The organism is Cytobacillus sp. BC1816 (assembly GCF_051353635.1).
In the GTDB taxonomy this organism is placed as follows: Bacteria; Bacillota; Bacilli; order Bacillales; family Cytobacillaceae; genus Cytobacillus; species Cytobacillus oceanisediminis_C.
In genome coordinates, this window is sequence record NZ_CP195611.1 from 4708190 (window position 1) to 4732590 (window position 24401).

Consider the following 24401-nt stretch of genomic DNA (forward strand, 5'->3'; position numbering starts at 1 on the left):
CAAAAATTATTCCGCACTTGGCTTTGTTTTGGGCTTCAGTTTTTGAGCGTACCAAAACCCGACAGTCAATGAAAGTGCGTCTATAACAATCAAGGCAAAAGAATTTGTATACCCTTTATAGACAGAAGCCGCAATCAGTCCCACCGTCAATACAAGCCCAATCACACGATTATAGCTTACTCTCGTAAAGAGCAATACCAGCAGGCCAGGCAGCAGCAGAGCTGACAAGTACTTTAATGCCAACCAAAACACCTTCTTTTGTTTATTCACAAAAATTTAAGGTTTCTATCATTAGAATAGCTTTTCATAAGCAGATGTACAAGTTTTTTCAGGGTTATTCCCTCTGTTCTTTCACATAATAAGAAAAAGTACTTATTATGGAGGAATGCATCATGGCAAGAAGAAAAAGACGCCCGCTTGTGCCGGATTCAAGAGCGGCATTAGACCAGCTGAAAAATCAGGTAATGGCAAACCAGGGATACCATGTTGACAGTGAAAACCCCGATGGCGTGAAATATGAAATTGCCGAGGAGGCCGGTGTGCCACTGAAGCCGGGCTATAACGGCCGTCTTACATCCAAACAGGCAGGAACAGTTGGCGGGAAGATTGGCGGAAGTATGGTGAAGGAGCTTATTCGAATGGCACAGGAACGGATGAAGGAACAGTAGGAAATCGCGAACTTTTGGAAAAGCATTATGAAATTGAGGCAATTAATTGGAGGAGAAGATTCAGCATTTTGGGGCCGAACAGCACTCCAATTTGAGGAAATGACTCACTAAAATAAGGAAAAGCTATCCCGCAAAAGGATAGCTTTTGTTCTTATTCAGCAGCCTTCCGCTCTAGATATTCCTGTTTAACGGATTTAAGCAGCTCCGGTTCCGTTACCAGCTGGAAGGCAGTGAGTGCGAGCCCTTTTGCCCCGGTTATCAGTGCTTCGTCTCCTTTTACAGATGCTGCAGCCTCACGAAACGGAACGGTATGGGCAACAAGATCATCAGCACCAATTTTAATATAAGGATGAATGGTTGGCACCACCTGGCTGATGTTGCCTGCATCCGTCGAGCCGATTCCATCTCTGTCCCCTTCCACGACCGTTTCTCCCAGGTCTTCAATCACTTCTTTAAACACTTGGTCATATGTCTTGTTTAACAGCAGGTTATCAACTTCATTTTGAAAAGCAATGACATTGAGCTTTGCTCCTGTTGCCAATGCGGCGCCTTCGGCGACAGCTTTAACCTTCCGTGTTACCTCATTAAGACTGGTTCTGCTTGAAGCACGGATGAAGAATCTGGCTTTTGCATACTCAGGGATAATATTTGGAGCATCCCCGCCATGAGTAATAATGCCATGGATTCGCACATCATCCTTTAATTGCTGACGAAGGGCATTAATTCCGTTAAACAGCTGAATAACTGCATCAAGGGCATTGATTCCTTCCTCCGGTGAAGCCGCCGCATGGGCAGGCTTGCCGATAAACTCGAAGTCAAGCGGATCAACTGCCAGTGATGAACTGGTCAGGCGGGTATGGTTTGATGGATGAACCATTAGGGCCGCATCAATGCCTTCAAGCAAGCCATGCTTCACAAAGCTGCCTTTTGCACTTCCATTTGGGCCGCCTTCTTCTGCCGGGGTTCCAAATACTACTGCTTCTCCTCCGGTCTCATCAATAGCCTTGCTCAATGCAATGGCTGCTGCCACACTTGTCGTGCCAATGATATTGTGACCGCATCCATGCCCCAGCCCGGGAAGGGCATCATATTCTGCAAGGAATGCAATAGACGGCCCCGGTTTATCGGATTTTTTCCGGGCAAGGAAAGCTGTTTCATGCCCGGCCACTGCCCGCTCAACTTCAAAACCTTCCTTCTCAAGGATGCCTGAAAGCAAGCCAGAGGCAAAAAACTCCTCATTTCCTATTTCCGGGTTCGCATGGATCTGGTGGCTTGCGGAAAGATAAAGTTCTTTATTATCCTCAACATTTTTCTTGATTGCTTCTTTCAGTTCAGATAGTGCTTTTACAGGTGCCGCCATCATTGTTCCTCCTTTACAAATAATTTTTACCAGCCAATATCACTTAAAGGAATAAAAGTCGGGATCATGCTTCCGTCATATTCTTTCGTGATGAAATCAGCTACATCATCTTCCTGGTAAAGTTCAGCAATTCTCTTAAGCGTTTTGTTGTCCTTGTCTTCTGTTCTGACAGCGATAATATTTACATACGGAGTAGCGGTTTCGCTTTCCATAAAAACTGAATCCTTAGTTGGGTTAAAGCCTGCATCTACGGCAATTCCGTTATTGATTACTGAAGCAGAGACATCCGGAAGTGCACGCGGGGTCTGCGCTGATACCATTTCTACAAATTCAAGGTTCTTCGGATTTTCAACGATTTTATTCAAGTCCAGGTTTCCGTCATAGTCCTCGGATAATTTGATCAGGCCGGCTTCCTCCAGTAAAAGAAGGGCTCTTCCGCCATTTGAAGCATCATTTGGAATGGCAATTTTGCCGCCTTCCGGAATGTCTTCTACAGATTTTACTTTTTCAGAATAAAGACCCATTGGTGCTAAAACAGTTGTCGCAATCGGTGAAAGATCCATATTATGCTCTTTAATAAAAGTGTCAAAATAAGCGACTGTTTGGAATGCGTTCACATCAAGATCGCCTTCTGCAAGGGCAACGTTCGGCTGCACATAGTCAGAGAATGTGACAACCTCAATTTCAATGCCTTCCTTTTCAGCCTTTTCTGCAATAAAGTCCCAGATGCGTGTATCTGATCCGCTGACACCTAATTTAATCTTTTTTGTTTCTTCTCCGCCAGTTGTGCTTGAGCATGCTGCAGTGAACACAGCCAATGCTAAAATAATGAATGTTAAGAATAGTTTTTTCATGATGTGTTTCCTCCTAATTTATCTTCTTCTTATTTTTTTGGATAAGATATTTCCGAATGACTGCAGGCCTTGGACCATGACAACTAAGATCGCAACAGTAATCAGCATGACTGTTGTATCGAATCGCTGGTAGCCGTAGGTAATGGCGAGGTCACCAAGCCCGCCGCCTCCGACTGCCCCGGCCATAGCCGATGCTCCGACCAATCCGATTGTCGCAATTGTAAAGCCTAATACCAGCGAACTAAGTGCTTCTGGAATCAGGAACTTTAATATTATCTGGCCCGGTGTTGCTCCCATTGCTTCTGCGGCTTCTATGACTCCCGGGTCTACCTCAAGCAATGAGTTTTCTATAAATCTTGCAATATATGGCCCGGCATAAAAGACAAGCGGCACTACGGCTGCAGCCGTACCAATCGATGTTCCAACAATAAGCCTGGTAATGGGGATAATGGCTACCATTAAAATAATGAAGGGAACCGATCTGAAAATATTAATAATGCTGTTTATGATGTTAAAAACAACAAGGTTTTCCAGCAGATGCCCTTTCCTTGTCACGACAAGCAATATGCCAAGCGGCAGTCCGATAACAGCTGAAAACAGCAATGAGAATGCCACCATTTGAATCGTTTCGATTAAGGCTTCGATGATTTTTTCCTGGTTAACTAGCACGTGTTGTCACTTCCTTTATTGAAACTTTTTCCTGGCTGATGTACTGAATAGCACGTCTGATTTCACTGTCCGGACCTTGGAATTCGACAATCAGGTTACCAAACGGCGTTCCCTGAAGTTCAGTAATATTTCCAAACAGGACGTTGAAGTCGATATTAAACTTTTTGGCAACCTGCGAGAGGAGCGGCTGCCCGGCAGAATTTCCAACAAAGTTGATTCTAAATACCTTTTGAAGCCCTTGCTGTTTTTCAATCACTTCTTTAATAGAGTCAGGGATTTGATCATTCATGACAGTGCTGACAAAGTTCTTCGCTGTTGGTGTTTTTGGTGAGGAAAAGACATTGAAGACGGTTCCTTCTTCGATAATTTTTCCTGCCTCTATTACAGCGACACGATCACAGATCTCTCTGATTACAGACATTTCATGGGTAATGATCAGTATAGTAATGTTGTATTCTTTATTTATTTTTTTCAGCAGCTGCAGGATTGAGCTGGTTGTCTGCGGATCCAGCGCTGAAGTTGCTTCATCACATAATAGAATGGAAGGCTGGGTCGCCAGCGCCCTGGCAATTCCGATCCGCTGCTTTTCCCGCCTGACAGCTGATCAGGATAGCTGTTCGCCTTGTCTGCAAGCCCCACGAATTCTAATAGTTCATGGACACGCTTTTTGATTTCATCTTTTGGGACCTTAGCCAGTGTGAGCGGCATCGCCACATTGGCATACACTGTTTTTGAGTTTAAAAGGTTAAAATGCTGAAAGACCATCCCGATGTTTCTTTTCACTTCGCGAATTTCTCTTACAGATAAAGCCGTCAGATCATGTCCGCTGACAATGACCTTTCCTGAAGTCGGCTTCTCCAGCCAATTGACACAGCGTATCAAAGAGCTCTTTCCCGCACCGCTGAAGCCGATGACTCCGAAAATCTCACCCTTGTTAATCTTTAAGTCTATTCCATTTAAGGCAGCTACCTGCTGGCCTCCGCTTTCATAGACTTTCTTTAAATTCTGAAACTCTATCATGCAGCCTCTCTCCTTTTCTAAATGTTATATATAATTATCCCTATATGAAAACTAAGAATTATATCCTGAAATTTACCCCTTCCATCAGAAGAGGTTTTTTGAAGTCCCCTCCTTATCTTTCAGGCTATCGCCTGCTGGATTTGGCACAGTGCAGTCTGCCTGCTGCCGAAGCTTCATTGGGCCAGTTCCCTCTGCTTCTCTCGATAAGAATTATTCATATGTTTATGAATAGAATCTTGATGCATTTTTTTCGGATAAAAACAAAAACCCTCTTCTAAAGAAAGAAGAGGGCAGCATTTATCAATGGTCCTCTCCTTATCTTTCAAGCAATGCTTGCTGGATTTGGCACGGTACATGCTGTCCGCTGCCGAGGTGTCATAGGGCCAGTCCCTCAACCTCTCTTGATAAGAAGATTTTTATTATTCGGTTGTTTAATATGCTTACTACTTTACCACCTTAAAGAAAAGGATGTCAATCATTATTTCAAATATTTTCACTTGATTCATTTTCAAAAATTTCTGTTACTTTAACGGAGCTATCTTTACGGTGAATAATCATCACACCTGCTAGAGCGATCATACCACCCGCAATGGATAATATAGTCGGCACCTCTCCCAGCCAAATCCAAGCAATGACAAACGCTATTGCTGGTGTCAGATAAAGAGAGCTTGTCGCTTCAGAAGTCCCTCCTATGGACGCAAGAAAAGCGAGGGCAATATATGGAACTACCGTTGGAAAAATCCCCAAATAGATGACACTAAAAGTGGATTCGGCCGACGCATGAAGGATCTCATTACCAAGCCCTGGAAGATAAATCAGCATAAAACTAGTCCCTGCCCATACCGTATAGGATGTAAATGACAAAAATCCGTATTTATTAAAATATTTAGTCTGAAACACGAAATAGATGCTTTCTGAAACGGAAGCAAGCAGGACGAATAAAACACCGGTTTGGAGTTCAAACCCGCCTCCTGCACCAAGCGAAATAAGTGCGGCACCCGCAAAACTGACTGCGGAACCAGTCCACCTTACCCTTCCAAACCTTTCCCTTAAAAATAGAGCAGCCAAAGCAGCCGAAAAGATCGGCGTCATTGATACAATCAAGCTTGCCGGCCCGGCGCTTACTGTTTTTTCCCCAATGTTGAGTGCTGTGTGATAAACCGTAAAACCAAGGAATCCAAGTATAAAAATAGCAGGAAGATCTCTCATATCCGGAAGGCGCATCTTTGTCAGCAGCGCTAAGACACCAAGTGCAGCGGAACCAACTAAAAGTCTAAAAAGGGCAAGGTGCTCCGGGGAGTACGATTCAAGCCCAGCCCGAATTCCCGGGAATGCGGATGCCCATAGAATGATGATAGAACTATGCGCCCCGATTATCATTAGTTTTTTATGAGCCAACTTCATCCCCCTTATCAACATTTCCAGCCATTATCTGTGCTGCTTTTCATGATAGTTAATAACTGATACAATGTCCTCAACCAATTAGGAAAGAATTTTGCCAGCCAATTTTCATGAAGGCGGTTATGCGGATGGATACAACACAATTGCCAAAATATCAGCAAATTATTGAGACTATTAAAGAGAAGATTTCCAAAGGTGAATGGCCAATCGGAAGTAAAATTCCAAGCCAGCGGAAACTGGCTGAGGAGTTTGGAGTAAACCGAAGCACAATTATCACTGCTCTGGAAGAACTGGCTGCAGATGGACTAATAGAAGGGAAAACAGGGGTTGGCACTAAGGTTATTAATAATACATGGACACTTCTCGCTTCCAGGCAGTCTGCCAACTGGAGTGAATATATCGATACAGGGATACACAGAGCAAGCGAAAAAATCGTTCAGGAAATTAATGACTTAGAAATGGATCCCGCTTTTATACAGCTCAGCAAAGGAGAGCTTTCCCCTGAAATTTTCCCTGTGCAAACGATGCAGAAAGTTTTAAAGGAAGCTGCTGATGAATTGAGTGAACTCGGTTATGAGGAACCAAAGGGATATTTGCCATTAAGACAGGCAGTCAGTGAGTATTTGGCAGCATCCGGAATATACGCTTCTCCTTCCTCCATACTTATTGTTTCTGGAGGTCTGCAAGCCCTTCAGCTTGTTTCACTGGGCCTTGTGCAAAGAGGGGCACCCGTATTTCTGGAAAAGCCCTCTTACTTATATTCATTACAGCTCTTCCGTTCATCAGGCATGAATTTAAAAGGCCTGCCAATGGATAAGGAGGGAATTATTACGAAAAGCATCTCTTTGAAGAAATATGAAAAAGGGAAATCCATTTTATACACGATTCCTTCCTATCATAATCCTACTGGAATTTTAATGACAGAAAAAAGAAGGAGGGAACTGCTTGATGTTTGCAGAATAGAACAGCTGCCAATTGTGGAAGACGATATTTACCGTGAGCTTTGGCTTGATGAAATGCCCCCTCCACCATTAAAAGCAATGGACAAAAACGGCCAGGTCCTTTATATGGGAAGCTTGTCGAAAACATTGAGTCCCGGACTTCGAATAGGCTGGGTAGCAGCACCTGAACCTGTTATCGACCGGCTTGCCGATCTTAAAATGCAGACTGACTATGGTTCAAGTTCACTATCACAAAGGGCAGCTGAAAAATGGCTGTCCACCGGGCTCTATCAAAAGCATATGGAAAATGTACGTGAGCAGCTGAGAGTTCGTCGTCATACTGCCCTAAATACATTAGATGAACACCTGTCCGGGATAGCAGAATGGAATTCTCCGGAGGGAGGGTTTTTTATATGGCTGAAAGTACCGTCTACTATTCCAATTCGACTCCTCTATCGGCAGGCTATTTCAAGAAAACTGCTGCTTAATCCCGGCAGCATATACAGTGACGGGCCGAATCATTTTATACGAATTTCATATGCTTATGCCTCTCTGGGGGAACTGCAGGAAGGTATATTGATCCTTGGAGAGGAAATTAGAAAGCTCCTATGAGAATAGTACCTGACAAGGGATCCTTTTCACAGTTTGGCATAGAGTGAAATTTATCCTATATGTCAAACTAAACATGTATTGTATAATGATGGAAAAGTGCTATTTTTCAAAAAGGAGGGACAGAAAATGATCATGACCGAGAATCCAGCAGATTTATTCGCGGACAAAGTCGAAGCGAGGAATCTGCAGCTGGCCATTCAGCATTCCAGCGATGTGGTTGCAAGAGTAACAAAAGAAGGCATTGCTTTATATGTCTCCCCTTCCAGCTTGCCGACGCTGGGGTATTCACAGCAGGACTTTTATCGAAGCAGCCTTTATACATACTGCCATCCAAATGACCGGGATCTCTTAAGAGAGGCATTGGCCGAGCTCGAACAGCTTCCGCATAAACGTGAGACCTTTCGCTTCAGGCATAAGGAGGGGCATTATCTGTGGCTTGAAGCCAATTTTTCAGTCATTAATGACGATAAAGAAATGATGTGCATCATTCGGGATATGACACAGAGAATTATTATGGAAGAGGAGATTCTTGAAACACAGGAGAAGTACCGCTTTCTGGTGGAGTACTCCAAGGATACGATAGGAATGGTGACACAAAAAGGGATTTGGACCTACATCAATAATGAAGGAAAAAAGCTTTTTGGATTCACAAGCATCAAAGAGATGATCGGCACCTCCCTCCACGACTACATTCCTCCTTCAGAACATTCCACCCTCGATGATTTTCTGCAAACAAAGCTAAGTGTGAATTTTGAGCTTAATCTAATCCGGACTGACGGACAAATGAGAAAAGCCGAAGTCCAGCTGATTCCAACCACTTTCAAGAACAGAAAGGTCTACCAAATCATTATTAAAGATGTAACCGGACAAAAGAAGACGGAGGAAAAGCTGCAGAATGCTGAAAAACTTTCCGTTGTCGGCCAGCTTGCCGCAGGCATTGCCCATGAAATCCGCAACCCGCTTACAGCCATAAAAGGCTTTACACAGTTATTATATGAAGAACATAAAGGCGATTTCGCGGAGGTCATCTTAAGTGAGCTGGAACGGATTGAAGGCATTGTCAATGACCTGCTCGTTCTCGCCAAACCTCAAATAACCGAAATGGAAGAAACCTGCCTGACAAACGTTGTGAAAAGTGTGATCACTCTCTTAAGCAGCCAGGCTGTTATGGAGAATATCGTAATCGAACTAACACAGTCACCCGGCGAGTTTTATGTGAAATGTGAAAAAGATAAAATTAAGCAGGTGCTGATTAATATCATTAAGAACTCGATTGAAGCCATGCCGGCGGGCGGAAAAATAAACGTGGATATCCGCCAGGAGGACCATTCTGTCATCATCAGTGTCGAGGATGAAGGAATTGGCATACCCGAGGAACGCCTAGCCAAATTGGGAGAGCCATTTTACAGCACAAAAGAAAAAGGCACAGGCCTTGGCATCATGATCTGCAAAAAAATCATTAAAAACCATGGCGGAAATCTTTACATCCACAGCAGGGAAAATGAAGGCACAACGGTCAGGATTACTTTGCCGCTAGCCTAATGAAAGAAGCCAGATGTCTGAACTGGCTTCTTATTTTTGAATAATAAACTCCTGGTCCTCCGGGCTATCCCCTATATGTACTCTTTCCTTATAAATAATCTCACCCTCTGACATCAGCATCACTGTTGAACTCCTGGTTCCGTAGCCTTCGCTTTTGATAAATAAAGGAGACAAAATCCGCTCCCACTCCAGTGAAACTCCTGTTTTCGGAAGCATGTCATCAGGGACAGGATCTGCATTCTGGAGAAGTGTGAACAGGGCTTCCGTAATTTCCCCTGATGCATGATCCATTATCTTAGATAACCCTTCCTTCCCCTTTTTCACCTTCCGCCACCCGGTATTCAGCACATGATTACTGACCCCGTACACTCCTGGTTGGAGCTGTTCTATTCTATCTTCTACGTTCGAGTAATAAAAGAGCTCCTCCGAATTTCCCGCAAGCAGATTGTATCCGGGATAGCTGCTGCGGTGTTCGGATGCTACTTTCATAAAATCAGCAGGCGAAGTACTGCCTTTCAAGAAATCCGCCACCAGATCTCCTCTTGACCTTTTGCCATCTGTCACTTCGTTCGGATTACGGTAATTTGTAAGAGCTGCAAATCGTCCATTCTTTGTGACACCCATCCATGTCCCCATCTTGCTTAAATCACGTCCAGCCAGAATGGCAGGATAGTCATCCCAAAAATAGGCCGGTGCAGTCGGCCGCCCATAAAATTCATCACGATTGGCAGCAACAACAAGCTTGTATGCCGGATGGACTTTGTATCCGAAAAGGATTAAACACATTTGGATCACTGCTTTCGTTTTATTTATTATTCTAACTTTTCGGGAGGGAAAAACAAAAAATAACCGCTTTAATTATGTGAAATGTTAGATAAAATAGAGATCATGCCAAATAAAACTTTTAACATGCCAGAAAAACCCAACAAGCTGTAACAAATTTAATGAATCATGTTAGATAAATCCTGAAATAAAAAAAGCCCCTTCTTTAAAAGGAGCTTGCTCAATTTAAGTAACCGCTTCTTCCCTCGCTGTCTTCCTCGCCCTTAAAAATCTAATTGTATTCAACACGATCGTTTTGGTCACAGCATAGGTAGGTATTGCCAGGATCATGCCGAGGATGCCGGCAAGATTGCCTGCAACCAGCAATAGGATGATGATGGTGGCCGGATGTGTGTTTAAGGTTTTTCCGAGAATCAGCGGCGACAGCACATTCCCTTCTATCTGCTGGGCAATCACTATGACTACGACCACCAGAAAGGCTTTAGTCGGCGAGTCAAAAAGTGCGACGATTACGGCAGGTGCACCGCCCAGAAACGGTCCGACATAAGGAATGATATTGGTTATGGCAACAACAAGCGCCATGACTAACGCATATGGCAAATCGATGATTAAATATCCTATAAACGAGAGTGTTCCAACAAATAATGCTACTGTAATCTGCCCCTGAATGTAGGAAGAAAGTGTCTCCCCTGTTTCCTTAAGCGTTTTAACCCCCTCTTCCCTGTAAGAGGCAGGAAGGAACTTCGAAACAGCAGCAGGGAACTTATCGCCGTCTTTAAACATATAGAAAAGCAGGAATGGCACCGTTACAATTGTAATGGCAATATTGGTGACCAGGCTGACTATTCCTGCTACCCCCTGCGTCACACGGCTTGGCAGGGTATTGGCATATTCCATAATGCGGGCTTCAATTTCTTCAATCGATATGTAGTCCTGCTCCAAAAACCATTTGAACTCTTCGGTGTTAGACATTGAGTTAACAAAGTCTCTTGTCGTCTTTGCATATCCCGGCAGGTCGTTGAATAATTCAGTCACCTGTCTGCTGATAAGCGGAGCAATGTTGCCAATTATCAGCATTACTAACCCGATAACAGCTGCATAGATGATCAATATTGCTGCCGTTCTTGGCACCTTGTAGCGCTGCAGCAATCTTACCAGCGGATTCAATAGGAAATAGAGAAATCCTGAAATAATAATTGGAAAAAACAATGTTGACGCAAAAATGCCCACTGGTTCAAACAGAAAAGAAATTTTTGTTGAAACATAAATGATTGTTAAGATAAGCAGCAATTGCAAAGTCCAGTATTGCAGTTTTTTCTTTGCCACAATGTCACCTTTTTCTTTGAATGGATTAACTAAAGAATATCATATTCGCGTGTTTACTCCTAAGAAGATGCTACTTCTATTACGATTAGAAATTGAAAAGGTTTCGGAAAAAATGATCCATATAATTTAAGAATCACACAACCTTTAATTAGTTATATTCACTCATAAATATCCCATTTTGTGGTTTTTAAACCCCGAAACAGGGTATGAAAGACTATAAATCACAAACTTCCCCCTCTTAAAAGCCAGGAGTGAACAGACACATGAGTACAATAGACATTTTCAAGAAGGAACTCGTATTACTGAATGGCGAATTGAATCGCTGTAAGAATGCAAGGATAAAAAAACAAATTTTTAATGATATCCTTCTCATCCAGAATGCTGTCCAGAACTTACTCTAATCAGCTATAAATTAGAATCCAGCTGCTTTCTTACCTCCCTTGATGAACAAAAAACCAGCATTCATTGGCTGATATACTGGTTTTAGAAGTTATTTTTAAGCTTCTTTATTTTTCGTTATTTTCCGGAATGGCCCCTTATAATCTCACTGTTTTACATTGTACCGTTATTCTAATTTCGCAGAATTAGATACCTGCTAACTAGTTTTATCTATAACAAACGGAATAACTTTTTTGGAACTGCCTTCTTTAACAATAGCCCCCGCTGTTTAAGGGAATGCTGCCCTTTTTGTTAAAAAGCAGTATTCATATTCAAAAATAAATCAATATAATCTTCACTTAATTGGTATTACATCTGGAGGTAGAACGCCATCCTGAATCCAATAACATTATTCTTCTGCTAAACTGCCCCGTTTGACATGAAGAAAGCTGCCCTTAGAGAATGGCAGCCTTATGAGAATCTACTTTTAGGAAATCCGAATTAGTCATTTTATTTGTCTTATTTTTTTATCAAAAAACCTAGAGCTGCTGCAACCGCAATTCCAATTGCAGCCCATCCGCCAAAATTCATCTCTCACACCACTTAATACTATTTACAATTCTCGATTCGTAACGAACAGAGCTTGTTGATCATCTTTTCTTTGAATTGCTAAGGGTGGGGATTTGGTGTTACGATATTAAAGCAACTGAATGGAGCCCCATTCAATATACCTTTCTTTGAGATAGTTGTTACAAAAGCTATGGGCTTTGACCTATTAAAAATTTGTAATATTCTTTTCACTATTGTTGAATAGGTCAATTGAAAGCATATAGGGAATCACCTCTATTAAATTCAATCCAATTCTCTGACTGTAAACGGAATAAGATCTCTTTCTATTTTATCCCTTTGTGTCTCATACTGTTCAGGCAGCATTAACTTCTCGCCCATTGTTTCCTGGGATTCATCATGGGAAAATCCTGGAGGATCTGTAGCAATTTCCAATAAGATTTCTCCATGTTCCCTAAAATAAATAGCATTAAAGTAGTTTCTGTCTTGTACTGGTGTGACCCCATATCCATTATCTGCAACATACTTTTGCCAATCCAATTGGTCTTGATCATCGATTGCCCTCCAGGCAATATGATGCACGGTTCCCACACCCATTCGCCCCCGTCCAATTGGAGTTAATTTAAGATCGATGATATTTCCAATATCAGCAGAAGAACGATAACGGATAAAATCCCCTTCTTGGCTAACGACTTCAAGCCCCATAATGTTTTCCAGCAGATCAGAAGTCTTCGCGGGCTGAGTTGATAAGAGGGTTGCTCCTCCGAATCCTTTTATAGATGTTTCAGGGGTAAACTCCCCGAATGTCCAAGAATTTGCTTCCCCTTCTTCTCTTTCAACAATCTCCAAATGAAGTCCGTGAGGATCATCAAATTCCAAATACCGCTCGCCAAAACGTTCCATTTTTGTATAAGGAACCTTAAACTTTTCGAGCCTTTCTTCCCAAAACTTCATGGCACCTAACGGAACAACATACGAAGTAACTCCTACCTGGCCATCGCCAATAACCCCTTGACGGGCACCTGCCCAAGGAAAAAAAGTTATGATTGTTCCTGGCTTACCACTCTCATTTCCGAAGTAAAGATGATATGTGCCCGGATCATCAAAGTTGACTGTTTGTTTGACTAAGCGCAAACCTAAAACTCCTGCATAGAAATCTGCATTTTCTTGAGGATGACCAACGATTGCAGTTATATGATGAATACCCATTGTTTTTTTACCCATCTTTTCGACACTCCTTTAAGATTGGACTGGTTCCTTTATTCATCTCATTGACAAGACTTTAATTCCTTTTTATAAATTGTTGTTTATATGAATAAATTCTGCCCGAGGATTTCCGCTTCGGGTACTTGCCTTCCGCGGGGAAGAATCAGAGCCCTTCTCGGCTCTTCGCCTGGGAGGGCTTCCACTTCCTCTCTTCCCGCTGGAGCCAAGTGCCCTCCGTTACAATTAACTTAGTCGGTAAGTTAGGTATCTATTCGAAAACTACAAACCTAACGAAAACAAATTAACTTAAATAGGTTTTAACTCGGGATAAATTAGAATAATAAGAAATCTAATGCATATCGACCTGGGCCAATTAGTGCAATACCAATGGCTACAGCAAGCAAAGTTAGATTATATTCATATCCATTAGATGTTGCCCACAACCCATTTGGACCATGCACCTTTACAATTGCCATAACCATGGTTCCTGCAATCATTAGTGCTGCGAGCGGGGTTAAAAGTCCTATTGAAAACAAAATCCCCCCAAGTAATTCTGCTAATCCAGCGAAAAAGGCCATCATTACTCCCGGCTTCATCCCTATTGATTCAAACCAGCCACCAGTACCTTTTAATCCATGACCCCCGAACCAGCCAAACAATTTTTGAGTACCATGACCAATAAATAATACCCCAATTACCAACCTAATAATTAATAAACCTAAATCCATCATTTTTTAATCCTCCTAATATTATTTATCTCGAATTCGAGATACTTTACAAAAAAACTCATTGGTTTTTTTCTTGCTTTTTCCAGATGCTTGATTAATGCCTCTGACTCCTCCGAATTTAAAGATCTAAACATATCGTCAATTAACTCCTGAATATCTTTTTATTTTACTTTGTCTAGTAACCCTGATACCCGCAATTTACCATATTGGTTTCATTCTTTGTTTTGCCTGGGCTTTTTTTAACTTTTTCGGAGTTACATCATCTCCTTTAGGGTCAATGATGGTTGTGTTTAATAACAGTTCTTCCATCGATCCGCGAAATTCTTGAATGTATTGACTGCGTAAATTGGCTATTTCAGCATTTTCATATTGTGTTAATCCCTCTGTCTTTCTCTTAAATGCGAGTTCATTTATTCTTTTTAATATTTCATTCATTAGAATTACTCCTTTCAACTAAATTTTACGTTGCGAAATAATCTTTAATTCAAACTTCTTTAATTAATATATCTTGAATTAAAGATAATATATTTCATTTGATATGTCAACATACATCTGTTGATTTTTTTCTGCTGCATAGAAATTTTGATTTCTTTAAAAAATTCGTGGTGGACTATAATTTGAAGTAACTAAAAATAATTTCAAAAAATAAGCCTCAAAAGAACGAAATTTAATTACTTGCATTTATCGTTTATTCTGCTTTGTATTTAGGGTTTACCTAATTTTCAGGTAAAGGGTCTTCAAAATTATAGGACTCATGTTTTATCTTCCTTTGAAGATATTGCAATCCTGAAGTATAGGTTCTATACGCATACCTATATATGCGAATAGAGGATTCTCTCCTTAGGTATGTTTATAAGCTTATTTAGTCATCCTGTTCAGATTGTTCTATTGAAACAATATTTTACGGTTGGGGGAGATAAAGCCAGGGAGCAAGGCAGAATTCCGGGTTTGGGCATCAAATACGCGAATCAGATATGTTCAATGTTAGTGAAAGGAAATCAAATATTGACACTCCCCATCAAAGGATAGGGAGTAAAAATCAAATAATAGAGGGGTATACGGGGAATTATCTGGATTATATTTAAGTAGTGGTTAATTTAGCATAGATGATAAAAAACAAGGCTAATTCCCCCATTATGACAATGTTTGGGACCACTACTATCAAATCCAAAATAAAAAACGCTGCTAGAATTCCTATAAATAATCCTAAATGGTAAAATTTCAAACGGTTATTTTTATACCTGAATCGATGAAAAACGAGAGAAGTTGCAATGAAATAGAGCAATACAGCACCAAACACAAAATATAATATAAATGAATAATGGACCTCATGTAAAAACAGCAGCTTGACGGATGCTGCAATCATGCTCAAAGTCATTAAAATAAACAGATGTCCATATAAAATGGTTTGACCTGCAGTCTGGATTGACTTGTCCACTTTCTTTTCCACATTATCAAAATACTGCCACCACATGGATATGATTAGGATAAATGAAATGATGGAAAAGCCGATTGAATTCCAATTTCCTTTTTGAGGTTGAATTACTGCAAGGGTACTGACAAGGGCTTCACCAAAGAGAATGATGGTAAATAGGCCAAACCGCTCTAACAGATGGGCCGTATTTGTAGGAACCTTTGCCAAATACCTCCGTCCAAACATGGGGACAATAATATCGATCATGATTCCCGCATATAAAACAACATATCGAATCCAGGAATCAAAAAAGACGGAGAATAATGAAATACTGATTCCGATCCAAAAATACCTGCCCAAATATAGCGCTACTTTTTTCCGTTCTCCATCTTCTATGCGCTGGACAACAAGGTATTGAATCGCAGTCACGGCTCTAACGCCAATATAACCAATTAAAAAAGAAAGATAATAAGGATCAAAATCAACTGACAGGCTGGATGTCATGATCAGCACAAATAGCATTTGAAGGATCAAAAATAACCTTTGATGAAATAGGTCTTGTCCAAACCGGTTAATAAACATGGTTTGCCCAACCCAAGCCCACCAGATAGGAATAAAAATTAATACAAATTTTAATAAATATTCTGGATGTATTATTCCCTCTTCAACGTGAAGTAACACATGAGTCGCAGTTGCAACAGCTGCCACGTACAGTAAATCATAAAAAAGCTCTAACCACGTAACTCTCTTTTCCTCCATATTGTCTTTATTCCCCTTTCTATTCTCTAGTTACCTATAGTATGATAAAAATAATTTAAAAGAAAGAGGGAATATTCCATGACCCAAACGATCGGCCTAATATGTGGAAGTTTAAGAAAAGGTTCATATAATCGAATTATTGCACAGGCATTGACGACCATGGATGATTCCATCGAATTTCGATGGATCGAGCTAAATGATCTTCCTTTATTTAATGAAGATTTAGAAGCAGGCGGTGATCCAAAGTCTGTCTCATTATTTAAGTCTTCTATTGAGGAAGTTGATGGTCTCATTATCGTTAGCCCAGAATACAATTCCGGCATTCCAGGTGTATTAAAAAATGCTCTTGATTGGGCATCCAGACCTTCAAAGTCCTCAGTTCTACATAGAAAACCAGTCGGTGTCATTGGAGCTACCCCTGGAGGTTTAGGAACCGCTTTTTCCCAGATGCAAATCAGACAAACACTTGAAACTATTCAGGCACATGTTCTTCCATTTCAGAAAGTGCTGATCTCCCAAGTACATGAAAAGATTGATACCGATCAAAAGGTTCTTGCTGATGAAAAAACGAAAAGATATCTTCAAGTGTATTTACAACAATTTCGTCTATGGATTAGTAATATTTCTAGCTTAGAAACTAAATAGATTCTTCCATTTTTAGCTGCAGCGAAAATCTGCAGCTTTTTATTTCCCCTTCCTATTTTATCAAGCCATCACCCATGTTGAATACTTACTGTTTTTATCTCTCATTTTTTACTTATTCTGTATAATCCAATTTTGCTCGGAATCAGAGCTAAAGACTAAACTGTCCCTTGTATCGAATAAGAAAAAGCAATGCTTAATGGGAATTGCCTTCTATCCTCCAAGACTATTAAATAATATTTAATTCTAAAAATCCGTCAGCTTCCTTAAACCCAAACTTCTTATATAAAGGCCTTCCCATATCTGATGCACCAAGCCAGATTCTTGATATACCATATAATTTTACCTCTTCTACTAATTTTGATAATAGATTTTTTGCAATGCCTTGACCTCGGTAATTTTCGTTAGTGTACATATTTGCAATGTATGCTTTTTTCCCAGTTTTATTGGTATAGCTAGGTGGGAAATCATAAAAAATCACTGCACCACAAGCTATAATTTCTTCATCATCTTCTACAAGCCATTGGATAAGCCTGCCCTCACTTAACTTATCTCTAAAGAAAACTAATAGTTCCTTATCAATATCAATATTTGGTTCTAACCCCTCATCAATTAATTGTATTTTTCTTAGTTCAACCATTTTTTCAATATCGTTCAGGTTTGCTCTGCGATAGTTCAACATCTAATCACTCCTAACAATGGATTGTATCGGAAATGTATTCTTCATGCTCAATTATAAATCCTGTTTCCATAAATCTGCCCCTTTGGTTCAATAAAAAATAAGCTGCATTCAACTCTACACTCATTAGTTTCGAGTCTTGATAAATACATGATCCAGACAATGCATTTACCTACATCAATTTTGAAATAAACATTGTGGCAATTCCAAAGTAAATAAGTAATGAGAGTATGTCATTCAGTGTTGTAATCAATGGACCTGAAGCCACAGCAGGGTCAATATTAAATTTATAAAGAATGATTGGAATGATAGTGCCAGCTAAAGTTCCAATGATTAGAGTCATAACCAACGAGCTTCCAACCACTACCCCTAAAACAGCATTTCCTTGCCAAACAAGTGCAATGATGGATATTAATATTCCGCAAATAAATCCAATGATCAGGCCAACTTTTAACTCTCTAAAAATAAGCCTGAAAACCACCCCTTTGTCAATATCACGGGTAACCAGCCCTCTTACGACAACAGCTAAAGATTGGGTGCCTGTATTTCCTGTCATACCTGCTATCATGGGCATAAAGAATGCTAAAGCCACTGCTTTTGACAGCGTTTCTTCAAAACCGCTAATTATTGTTCCGGAAACTATGCCAATAAATAAAAGTAAAATGAGCCAGGGAAGACGGCGATAGGCTGCAACAAATGCCTTCGTCTCAAAATCAATGGCTTTACCTGATGCTGAAAGCTTCTCAATATCTTCATTTGCCTCTCTTATAACAACATCAATAATATCGTCTACCGTAACAATCCCTACCAGCTGGTTATTCCTTTCCACAACAGGAATTGCTAAGAAATCATAACGCTCGATGATGCGGGCTGCTTCCTCCTGGTCGGATTCTGCTGAAACAGAAATGACTCGGCTATACATAATATCGTGAATTTTTTCCTTTTCATCGGCCAGGATTAAATCTCGGTAGGATACTACTCCAACAAGCTTCTTATCGTGATCAATGACATATAAGTAATTTATTGTTTCTGAGTACTCAGCAAACCCTTTTAACTTGTCTACTGTCTCTCGAACAGTGAAATGCTGAGGTATCCAGACAAAACGGTTAGTCATCAATCGCCCTGCTGTTTCAGGAGGATAGTTCATGATGTTTTGAACAATTTGGGACTCTTCCTCCTTCATACCTGAAAGGAGTTCCTCTAATTTGGCAGGGGATAAGTCTTCAAGTAAAGAAGCCAAATCATCATTATCCATTAAGTCCATAACGTGGCCTGACTTTTCTATTCCTAGTTTAGCGAGAATCTCCAGCTGAAATGGTTTTTCCAGCTCTTGTATTAAGTCAGCGATTTGTTTAGGAGAAAGCAATAACAGGAAGCGTGTGTGATGTTTTTCTGGGAGCCCCTCGAATACTCTTGCAATATCATAAGGCTGGAGTTCTTCTAAAATCCCATGAAATTCTTTCTTTTTTCCTTCTTTTAAAGACTTTATGATTTGAAGAGTTATTTGATCTGCTTGCATGTTTATCTTCATTTTTTGTCACTCCTTCTGAAAGGAACAAGGGATCATGTCCCTTATCACATTCTTTTAGATGCATTCTATTTTCATGATGTTTTGAGCAGGGGTCATTTTCCATTACTCCTCACCTCCCGGAAAGATAAAAAAACACCTTCATGTTTGAATGAAGGTGCAGGTTTAAAGATGACAAAATAAGAATAACAAACCTGGTTATTCTGTTCCTCCATTCGTAGAGCTTTAGCACTGTGTGGCATAGGACAAAGCCAGCTACATTAAAAACCACCTTAAGTCGATGGTTTCTGTTGACCCATTGGCGTCTTTCGACATTTTTGGGCAGCAGCATATCTCCAACACAGGAGCCTCACCTAACGAGGTTATTCAGTTTACAAAATTCAATCTACTGGATTTTTCATTAAAAGTAAACACTTTTTATAAAATTAACTTTTTCTAATTCTTTCTTATTTAGCGTATCATTAGCATTCATTTATAAGTCTCTGGACCTGTCCCTGCCAGGAAAAAAGTGTTTTTCCCCTTTTTCATAAAGCAATAGAAACTTTTCTATAAAGTCGAGACGGGGGACAATATAAGAAACGATTATTGCCGAAACAATGCTTATTAACGCTCCAGCCAAGATATCTGCAGGGTAGTGAACCCCCACCCATATACGGGAAATGCCAACCAAAAGGGCAATGCTGATCCAAAGATATCCCCATCTTTTTTGATAGATGAAAAAAGTCGTACAAAATGCAAAGAATAAAATGGTATGATCACTTGGAAAGGAATTATCTACTGCTTTCTCTATTAATTTGTTTACATTAGATAATTCTGCAAATGGCTGATGGTTTGAATGGAACTTTCCGGCAATTTTACCGACAATCTCAGCAGCAATAAAGGCGATAGCAGCCGAGATAATCATGAACCTGTTTTCTTTTCTCCTGGTAAACCAGAAAATTAAAGCCATTAACCCAAGAACAAATACCATATACTCAGCTAAAAATATGAAAGTATGGTTTAAATATGTATGTTCTTTACCGAAATCATTAATGATCCTAAACAGTTCCACGTTCATTTGAGTTAAATCCATAATTTTTACTTCCTTCCTGTTTCATCCCTATGAAAGAAGTATAGACAATCTTTTATTTGTAAAAAATCGATTTACCTTACATGAATCTAACAATTGTGTAATATGACGCAGCTTTTGGCATCAGAAGCTGAACCAGACTTGCATAATGAACACAGCAATAAAGCATTTTGGCTCCGTCTTGAGTATAATCTAAACTAACCGCCCCGTTAGTTTCAGTACAACACTTCACATATTTAAAAGAAAAAAGACCCTTCAATAAAATTAATGAAGGATCTCTGAAAGTCTTTCCGGAGGATAAAGTACGTATTCCGGCCGATAATGAAAGATAATACTTATACCGCTTCACTATCCCATTTCTTCTCTTCCTGTACAAACAGCAATCCAAGTTCATGATGATCACCTTCATAAAGAGCGCGCTGCACGAACCGAACCTGGCCGTTCACATCAAGAACCTCAAGTTTGCAATGAGCCCCGTTTTTTTGCAGCGCTTCATAGAAGCCTTTTTCATCTTGGGTCTTCACACCATTGACTTTTGTAACAACCTCTCCCACTTGCAGAGACATTTTATAAGCTGGTGAATCCGGAACTACTCCAAGTATTATGATACCCTGATTGCGCTTGGAAAAGTAAAACGGTGCCTGATCCTCTGCCATTCTCTGGCGGAGAGAGATGAATTCACGCCCAATGATAGCCAGTGCGGCTGCACCCACAGAAGCAAGCGGATACCAGTAGCCTGCAGATGAAATCAGCAAAAGAAGTACGCCAAAAACGCAGATTCTTTGTCCTAGCAATGCTGTTGCCTCTTTAGGAAGCGTGCCCTGAATCCGCTGGTAAAAACCTATCGAAAAAGGGACAAGAATGAGGGAATACGTCTCCCCGCCAATCGGGATCGCTGGCCACCAATCAAACGGCAGCTGCAGTGCCTGACCGGGAATAAGGAGAAACACAGGCACCATCCAGATTCTTTTTGATTCATGAATGCCGATCGTCTGGCCCCGCTTACTCTTTACAAGCCTGGGAGATGTCCCTTTCCGGCCGTTTCTTATAACCAGGAAGCCTTCTGCCATAACAAGAAGAGCCAGGAGAACAGCGATGGACGGAAATATGGAAGAGTCAAGGTCTGCTTCCGACTGGGCGAATGATGGCAATGGCCATTTCTGTTCAGCAGCAAACATTGTTGCGAAAAATGCAAAGCCCAGCGTATAAACAGGCGCCATCCATCTCACTTTTGCCGTAAAGCTCCACAGGAACGTAAGAGCAGCAGTAAAGACAATCGTTTCCACTGGTACGACAAGTCCTGCTCCAACCATCACAACACTCACTGATAGACCTGCCAGGATCCCCAGAGGAAGAAGCTGCCTCAGCTCATAATAAGCATTTTCAGCACGAACAGAAAAGTCTTTGCGCTCACGCTTTACACGGGAAACTCCCAAAAATGCAGCTGCAAAAAACAGGTAATAAAATACCGGATTCAGCAGCAGTTTTCCTGTTCCTTTTAAAAACTCAAAGATCCACTCCTCTATCAAACTTGCCACCAGCCTCTATTAATAAATTCTCATGAATTATGTAACAAAAAAAACTCTATTACTCTATATTCTACCAAAAGCTCCTTCCAAAACCTATTACAATCTGGCTCAAATACAAAAATAGCAGAAGGTAAATCCCTCCTGCTAAAGAAAGCTTGCTTTCTACAGAATCCGCTATCTTGCTATATATCTCAGAGCTGTTTGCAGCTGAAGGTCATTCTGCTCTTTCTTCATTTCCTCAATGGCGGCTTGTTCAAGCGCTGCTGCAGTTTTCTTGTCTATCCGGCCGGATGCTTCAAGCTCTTTTTGCTTCTGAAATGCTTTTACAGCGGCTGAGGTAGAATCATTGAAGTAGCCATCTGTCCGTCCAGGAGCATATCCAAGGCCTGCCAGAATTTCCTGTGCATTCTTCACCATTTCATTATTCATATCGATGGCCAAAGGCTTCTCCACCTGCAAAGGATGTGTTTGGTAGATGTCTGGCTGTTTGACCTCGAGGGTTGGCTTGATTCCCTTGTTATGGATCCAGTTTCCGTCCGGTGTCAGCCATTTAAACAAAGTAAGCTTGATATTGCTGCCATCTCCCATCGGAACAGGCTGCTGAACAGTACCCTTCCCAAATGAATTTTCACCGATTATGGCATAACCCTGCGCTTCCTTTAAAGCGCCGGCAAGAATCTCCGATGCAGATGCACTCCCTTTATCAACAAGTACAGCAATCGGATAGCTTTTAGGCTTTTCAAGTGTGGAAAAATACCTCATTTTTTCTCCATCCCGTTTTTCTATCTGCAGATATGGCTTATCAGCCGTAACCAATTCCTTCAGGATTTCCTGTACTGATGTCAGGAGGCCTCCGGGATTTCCGCGCACATCGATTACTAGACCGTCAATCCCTTCCTTCTCCATTTCACTCAGCTGTTTGGCAAATTCCTTGGATGTCTCTTCGGAAAATGAGGTGATTTCCAGATATCCTACATTCTTTCCTCTTTGCTTCTTGATTTCCGAGTATACTGAGATTTGTGGAATCTCATCTCTTTTAACTTCTACCTTTAAAGGTGCCTTCAGTCCCTGGCGCGCTATTTCAAGTTTTACTTTTGTTCCTTTTTTCCCGCGGATCTTCATGGTAGCTTTATATAAATCAAGACCCTCTACACTTTCCCCATCCACTTTTAAAATTTCATCTTTCGGCTTAAGCCCTGCTTTTTCAGCTGGTGAATCTTTAAATGGTGCAACAATGATTATCTTACCTTCCACCATGCTGACCTCTGCCCCGATTCCTTCAAAAGAAGATTCCAGTGTATCACTGAATTGTTTTGCTGTTTCTTCATCCATATAAACAGAGTAAGGATCTTCAAGGGTGGCTAGCATGCCCTGGATAGCTCCTTCCACGAGCTGCTTTTCCTCTACTTTTTCCACATAGCTACTTAAAATTAACTGATAGGCCGTTTCCATCTTTTCGATTTTCTCTTTTTCAATTTGTATTCCGTCTTCCTTAGAATCTATTAATTGATTTCCGGCCCCTGTCTGCGGAGCTTCCTTTGCCAGCCACTGCATGCCTGCATATGTACCGCCAGCTCCTGTCAGCAAAGATCCCGTCATCAGAACGGCGATCCATTTTCTGCTCATCTTCATCTCCCTTTCTATTTTGCAGCGGTCTCTTAGGCCTTTATAGAAACTTTCCATCATGGATGATGGAATGACCTTGCTCATCACATCCTATGCAGGATAAGGACAAGTTATGTTTTCAATAATCAGGTTAGGCATATGCTCAATATCTCAATTTAAGAATATATAAAGGGGAATTTCACATAAAGGGTGTGTGCAAATGTTCTATCATATTAAAGAACTTCAATACAATGCCAAGCCGGATAAACCAGACTGGGTTAATGCTAAAAAGCTGCAGGAGCTGATTGGCGGACAATTTGAGGAAATGTCTGTGGCCATGCAGTATTTATTTCAGGGCTGGGGAGCACGAAAGCATGATAAATATCGGGATTTATTAATGGATACGGGGACCGGAAAATTTGCCCATATTGAAATGCTTGCCACCATGATTGCGCGCTTGCTGGATGGCGCTCCTGTAAAAGAGCAGGAAAAAGCGGCCCAGGAACCCCTTCTCGCTGCGATTTTGGGCGGAATGAACCCGCAGCATGTGATTGTTTCCGGTCTTGGTGCCATGCCTGTCAATAGGGTCGGCGTCCCTTGGCAGGGTGGATACATCGTAGACAGCGGCAACCTGCTGGCTGATTTTCGTGCAAACCTGAATGCCGATTCCCAGGGACGTCTGCAGGCAGTCCGTCTGTATGAAATGACTGATGACCGCGGTGTCAAGGACATGCTGGCCTACTTAATTGCCCGTGATCGCATGCATCAGAACCCATGGCTTGCTGCGATAAAAGAGCTTGAAGCCCAGGAAGGGAAAACCGTGCCAAGCACATTCCCGAAGGAGCTTGAAAAAGAAGAGTTTTCCTATGTATTTATGAACCTTTCAAGAGGAGATGAAAGCAGCCAGGGCCGCTGGGCTCAAGGTCGGAGCATGGATGGCCAGGGAACCTTCCAATACATGCAGGAAGTTCCGCCTTTTGCTCCAGCACCTAAGCTGAAGCCGGCACCTCCATATATTCATGACACTCCTCCAAACGTAAAATAAAACGCTAATAATAGGATTAAAGACCTGCTTGACGGGTAAAAGAAAAGTGGAAGAAGCTTAGCTCCTTCCACTTTCA

Annotated in this window: 22 protein-coding genes, 2 pseudogenes and 3 riboswitches; of the genes and pseudogenes, 6 read left to right on the forward strand and 18 right to left on the reverse strand. The window is 41.2% G+C overall.

All coding sequences use genetic code 11. From position 1 onward, the window contains the following. Nucleotides 1-6: 6 nt before the first annotated feature. Entirely contained in the window at nucleotides 7-243 is a 237-nt protein-coding gene (locus ACR42H_RS23925; protein ID WP_009331867.1) for a DUF2198 family protein, read from the reverse strand. 149 nt (nucleotides 244-392) lie between these two features. Here ACR42H_RS23925 and ACR42H_RS23930 point away from each other — a divergent pair, with 149 nt between their 5' ends. Next, nucleotides 393-668 carry an alpha/beta-type small acid-soluble spore protein gene (locus tag ACR42H_RS23930; protein ID WP_436373604.1) on the forward strand — a complete coding sequence of 92 codons (276 nt, stop codon included), beginning with the start codon at nucleotides 393-395 and terminating at the stop codon, nucleotides 666-668. Nucleotides 669-819: 151 nt separating this feature from the next. Here the strand turns inward: ACR42H_RS23930 and ACR42H_RS23935 are convergent, their stop codons facing one another. From ACR42H_RS23935 to ACR42H_RS23955, 5 genes and pseudogenes are all read right to left on the reverse strand, one after another. Further along, nucleotides 820-2028 carry a M20 family metallopeptidase gene (locus ACR42H_RS23935; protein WP_436377059.1) on the reverse strand — a complete coding sequence of 403 codons (1209 nt, stop codon included), beginning with the start codon at nucleotides 2026-2028 and terminating at the stop codon, nucleotides 820-822. A 26-nt stretch (nucleotides 2029-2054) separates the two neighbouring features. Further along, entirely contained in the window at nucleotides 2055-2882 is an 828-nt protein-coding gene (locus ACR42H_RS23940) for a MetQ/NlpA family ABC transporter substrate-binding protein (RefSeq protein WP_436373606.1), read from the reverse strand. 18 nt (nucleotides 2883-2900) lie between these two features. Beyond that, nucleotides 2901-3551, reverse strand: coding sequence for a methionine ABC transporter permease (locus tag ACR42H_RS23945; RefSeq protein WP_436373608.1), 651 nt, complete (start codon nucleotides 3549-3551; stop codon nucleotides 2901-2903). Next, nucleotides 3541-4571: pseudogene (locus ACR42H_RS23950) on the reverse strand (methionine ABC transporter ATP-binding protein). The gene ACR42H_RS23945 and the pseudogene ACR42H_RS23950 overlap by 11 nt, the downstream one beginning before the upstream one ends. A gap of 109 nt (nucleotides 4572-4680) precedes the next feature. After that, nucleotides 4681-4781, reverse strand: a riboswitch (SAM riboswitch). Nucleotides 4782-4883: 102 nt separating this feature from the next. Beyond that, a riboswitch (SAM riboswitch) is annotated at nucleotides 4884-4982 on the reverse strand. A gap of 72 nt (nucleotides 4983-5054) precedes the next feature. Further along, nucleotides 5055-5969 carry a DMT family transporter gene (locus tag ACR42H_RS23955; RefSeq protein ID WP_436373610.1) on the reverse strand — a complete coding sequence of 305 codons (915 nt, stop codon included), beginning with the start codon at nucleotides 5967-5969 and terminating at the stop codon, nucleotides 5055-5057. Between the two features lie 113 nt (nucleotides 5970-6082). On the opposite strand from ACR42H_RS23955, the gene ACR42H_RS23960 reads away from it, so the two are divergent. Further along, nucleotides 6083-7525: a PLP-dependent aminotransferase family protein gene (locus ACR42H_RS23960; protein ID WP_436373612.1), complete on the forward strand. Its 1443-nt coding sequence runs from the start codon at nucleotides 6083-6085 to the stop codon at nucleotides 7523-7525. A gap of 126 nt (nucleotides 7526-7651) precedes the next feature. Beyond that, entirely contained in the window at nucleotides 7652-9067 is a 1416-nt protein-coding gene (locus ACR42H_RS23965; RefSeq protein ID WP_113883753.1) for a PAS domain-containing sensor histidine kinase, read from the forward strand. A gap of 30 nt (nucleotides 9068-9097) precedes the next feature. Here ACR42H_RS23965 and ACR42H_RS23970 read toward each other — a convergent pair whose 3' ends face one another. Next, complete coding sequence (locus tag ACR42H_RS23970) at nucleotides 9098-9853, reverse strand: NRDE family protein (RefSeq protein ID WP_436373614.1); 756 nt, start codon at nucleotides 9851-9853, stop codon at nucleotides 9098-9100. A gap of 222 nt (nucleotides 9854-10075) precedes the next feature. Beyond that, nucleotides 10076-11176, reverse strand: a complete 1101-nt coding sequence (locus tag ACR42H_RS23975; protein ID WP_113883755.1) for an AI-2E family transporter — start codon at nucleotides 11174-11176, stop codon at nucleotides 10076-10078. Nucleotides 11177-11439: 263 nt separating this feature from the next. On the opposite strand from ACR42H_RS23975, the gene ACR42H_RS23980 reads away from it, so the two are divergent. Continuing rightward, on the forward strand, nucleotides 11440-11577 hold the full coding sequence (locus tag ACR42H_RS23980) for a hypothetical protein (RefSeq protein ID WP_166672525.1): 138 nt from the start codon (nucleotides 11440-11442) through the stop codon (nucleotides 11575-11577). A 655-nt stretch (nucleotides 11578-12232) separates the two neighbouring features. Here the strand turns inward: ACR42H_RS23980 and ACR42H_RS23985 are convergent. The 5 genes and pseudogenes from ACR42H_RS23985 to ACR42H_RS24005 form a co-directional block, all read right to left on the reverse strand. Beyond that, nucleotides 12233-12383: pseudogene (locus tag ACR42H_RS23985) on the reverse strand (flavin reductase family protein); the annotation flags it as partial. A 23-nt stretch (nucleotides 12384-12406) separates the two neighbouring features. Next, on the reverse strand, nucleotides 12407-13345 hold the full coding sequence (locus tag ACR42H_RS23990; protein WP_436373616.1) for a ring-cleaving dioxygenase: 939 nt from the start codon (nucleotides 13343-13345) through the stop codon (nucleotides 12407-12409). A gap of 314 nt (nucleotides 13346-13659) precedes the next feature. Continuing rightward, nucleotides 13660-14058 carry a DoxX family protein gene (locus ACR42H_RS23995; RefSeq protein ID WP_113883757.1) on the reverse strand — a complete coding sequence of 133 codons (399 nt, stop codon included), beginning with the start codon at nucleotides 14056-14058 and terminating at the stop codon, nucleotides 13660-13662. A gap of 195 nt (nucleotides 14059-14253) precedes the next feature. After that, nucleotides 14254-14490, reverse strand: coding sequence for a DUF896 domain-containing protein (locus ACR42H_RS24000; protein ID WP_113883758.1), 237 nt, complete (start codon nucleotides 14488-14490; stop codon nucleotides 14254-14256). Nucleotides 14491-15136: 646 nt separating this feature from the next. After that, nucleotides 15137-16228 carry a low temperature requirement protein A gene (locus ACR42H_RS24005; protein ID WP_436373618.1) on the reverse strand — a complete coding sequence of 364 codons (1092 nt, stop codon included), beginning with the start codon at nucleotides 16226-16228 and terminating at the stop codon, nucleotides 15137-15139. 78 nt (nucleotides 16229-16306) lie between these two features. Here ACR42H_RS24005 and ACR42H_RS24010 point away from each other — a divergent pair, with 78 nt between their 5' ends. After that, the gene (locus tag ACR42H_RS24010; protein WP_113883761.1) at nucleotides 16307-16873 is read left to right on the forward strand and encodes an NADPH-dependent FMN reductase; all 567 of its coding nucleotides are present in this window, start codon (nucleotides 16307-16309) and stop codon (nucleotides 16871-16873) included. Between the two features lie 226 nt (nucleotides 16874-17099). Here the strand turns inward: ACR42H_RS24010 and ACR42H_RS24015 are convergent, their stop codons facing one another. From ACR42H_RS24015 to ACR42H_RS24035, 5 genes are all read right to left on the reverse strand, one after another. Then, a complete protein-coding gene (locus ACR42H_RS24015; RefSeq protein ID WP_113883858.1) occupies nucleotides 17100-17549 on the reverse strand; it encodes a GNAT family N-acetyltransferase in 450 nt (149 codons plus the stop codon). Between the two features lie 172 nt (nucleotides 17550-17721). Continuing rightward, a complete protein-coding gene (mgtE, locus tag ACR42H_RS24020; protein ID WP_436373620.1) occupies nucleotides 17722-19080 on the reverse strand; it encodes a magnesium transporter in 1359 nt (452 codons plus the stop codon). Between the two features lie 199 nt (nucleotides 19081-19279). Beyond that, nucleotides 19280-19445, reverse strand: a riboswitch (M-box (ykoK) riboswitch). A gap of 104 nt (nucleotides 19446-19549) precedes the next feature. After that, complete coding sequence (locus ACR42H_RS24025; protein WP_113883764.1) at nucleotides 19550-20149, reverse strand: undecaprenyl-diphosphatase; 600 nt, start codon at nucleotides 20147-20149, stop codon at nucleotides 19550-19552. A gap of 332 nt (nucleotides 20150-20481) precedes the next feature. Then, on the reverse strand, nucleotides 20482-21675 hold the full coding sequence (locus tag ACR42H_RS24030) for a PDZ domain-containing protein (RefSeq protein ID WP_436373622.1): 1194 nt from the start codon (nucleotides 21673-21675) through the stop codon (nucleotides 20482-20484). Nucleotides 21676-21849: 174 nt separating this feature from the next. Then, nucleotides 21850-23301: a S41 family peptidase gene (locus ACR42H_RS24035; RefSeq protein ID WP_113883859.1), complete on the reverse strand. Its 1452-nt coding sequence runs from the start codon at nucleotides 23299-23301 to the stop codon at nucleotides 21850-21852. Nucleotides 23302-23500: 199 nt separating this feature from the next. On the opposite strand from ACR42H_RS24035, the gene ACR42H_RS24040 reads away from it, so the two are divergent. Beyond that, nucleotides 23501-24325 carry a manganese catalase family protein gene (locus ACR42H_RS24040; RefSeq protein WP_436373624.1) on the forward strand — a complete coding sequence of 275 codons (825 nt, stop codon included), beginning with the start codon at nucleotides 23501-23503 and terminating at the stop codon, nucleotides 24323-24325. The last annotated feature ends 76 nt before the right edge of the window (nucleotides 24326-24401 follow it).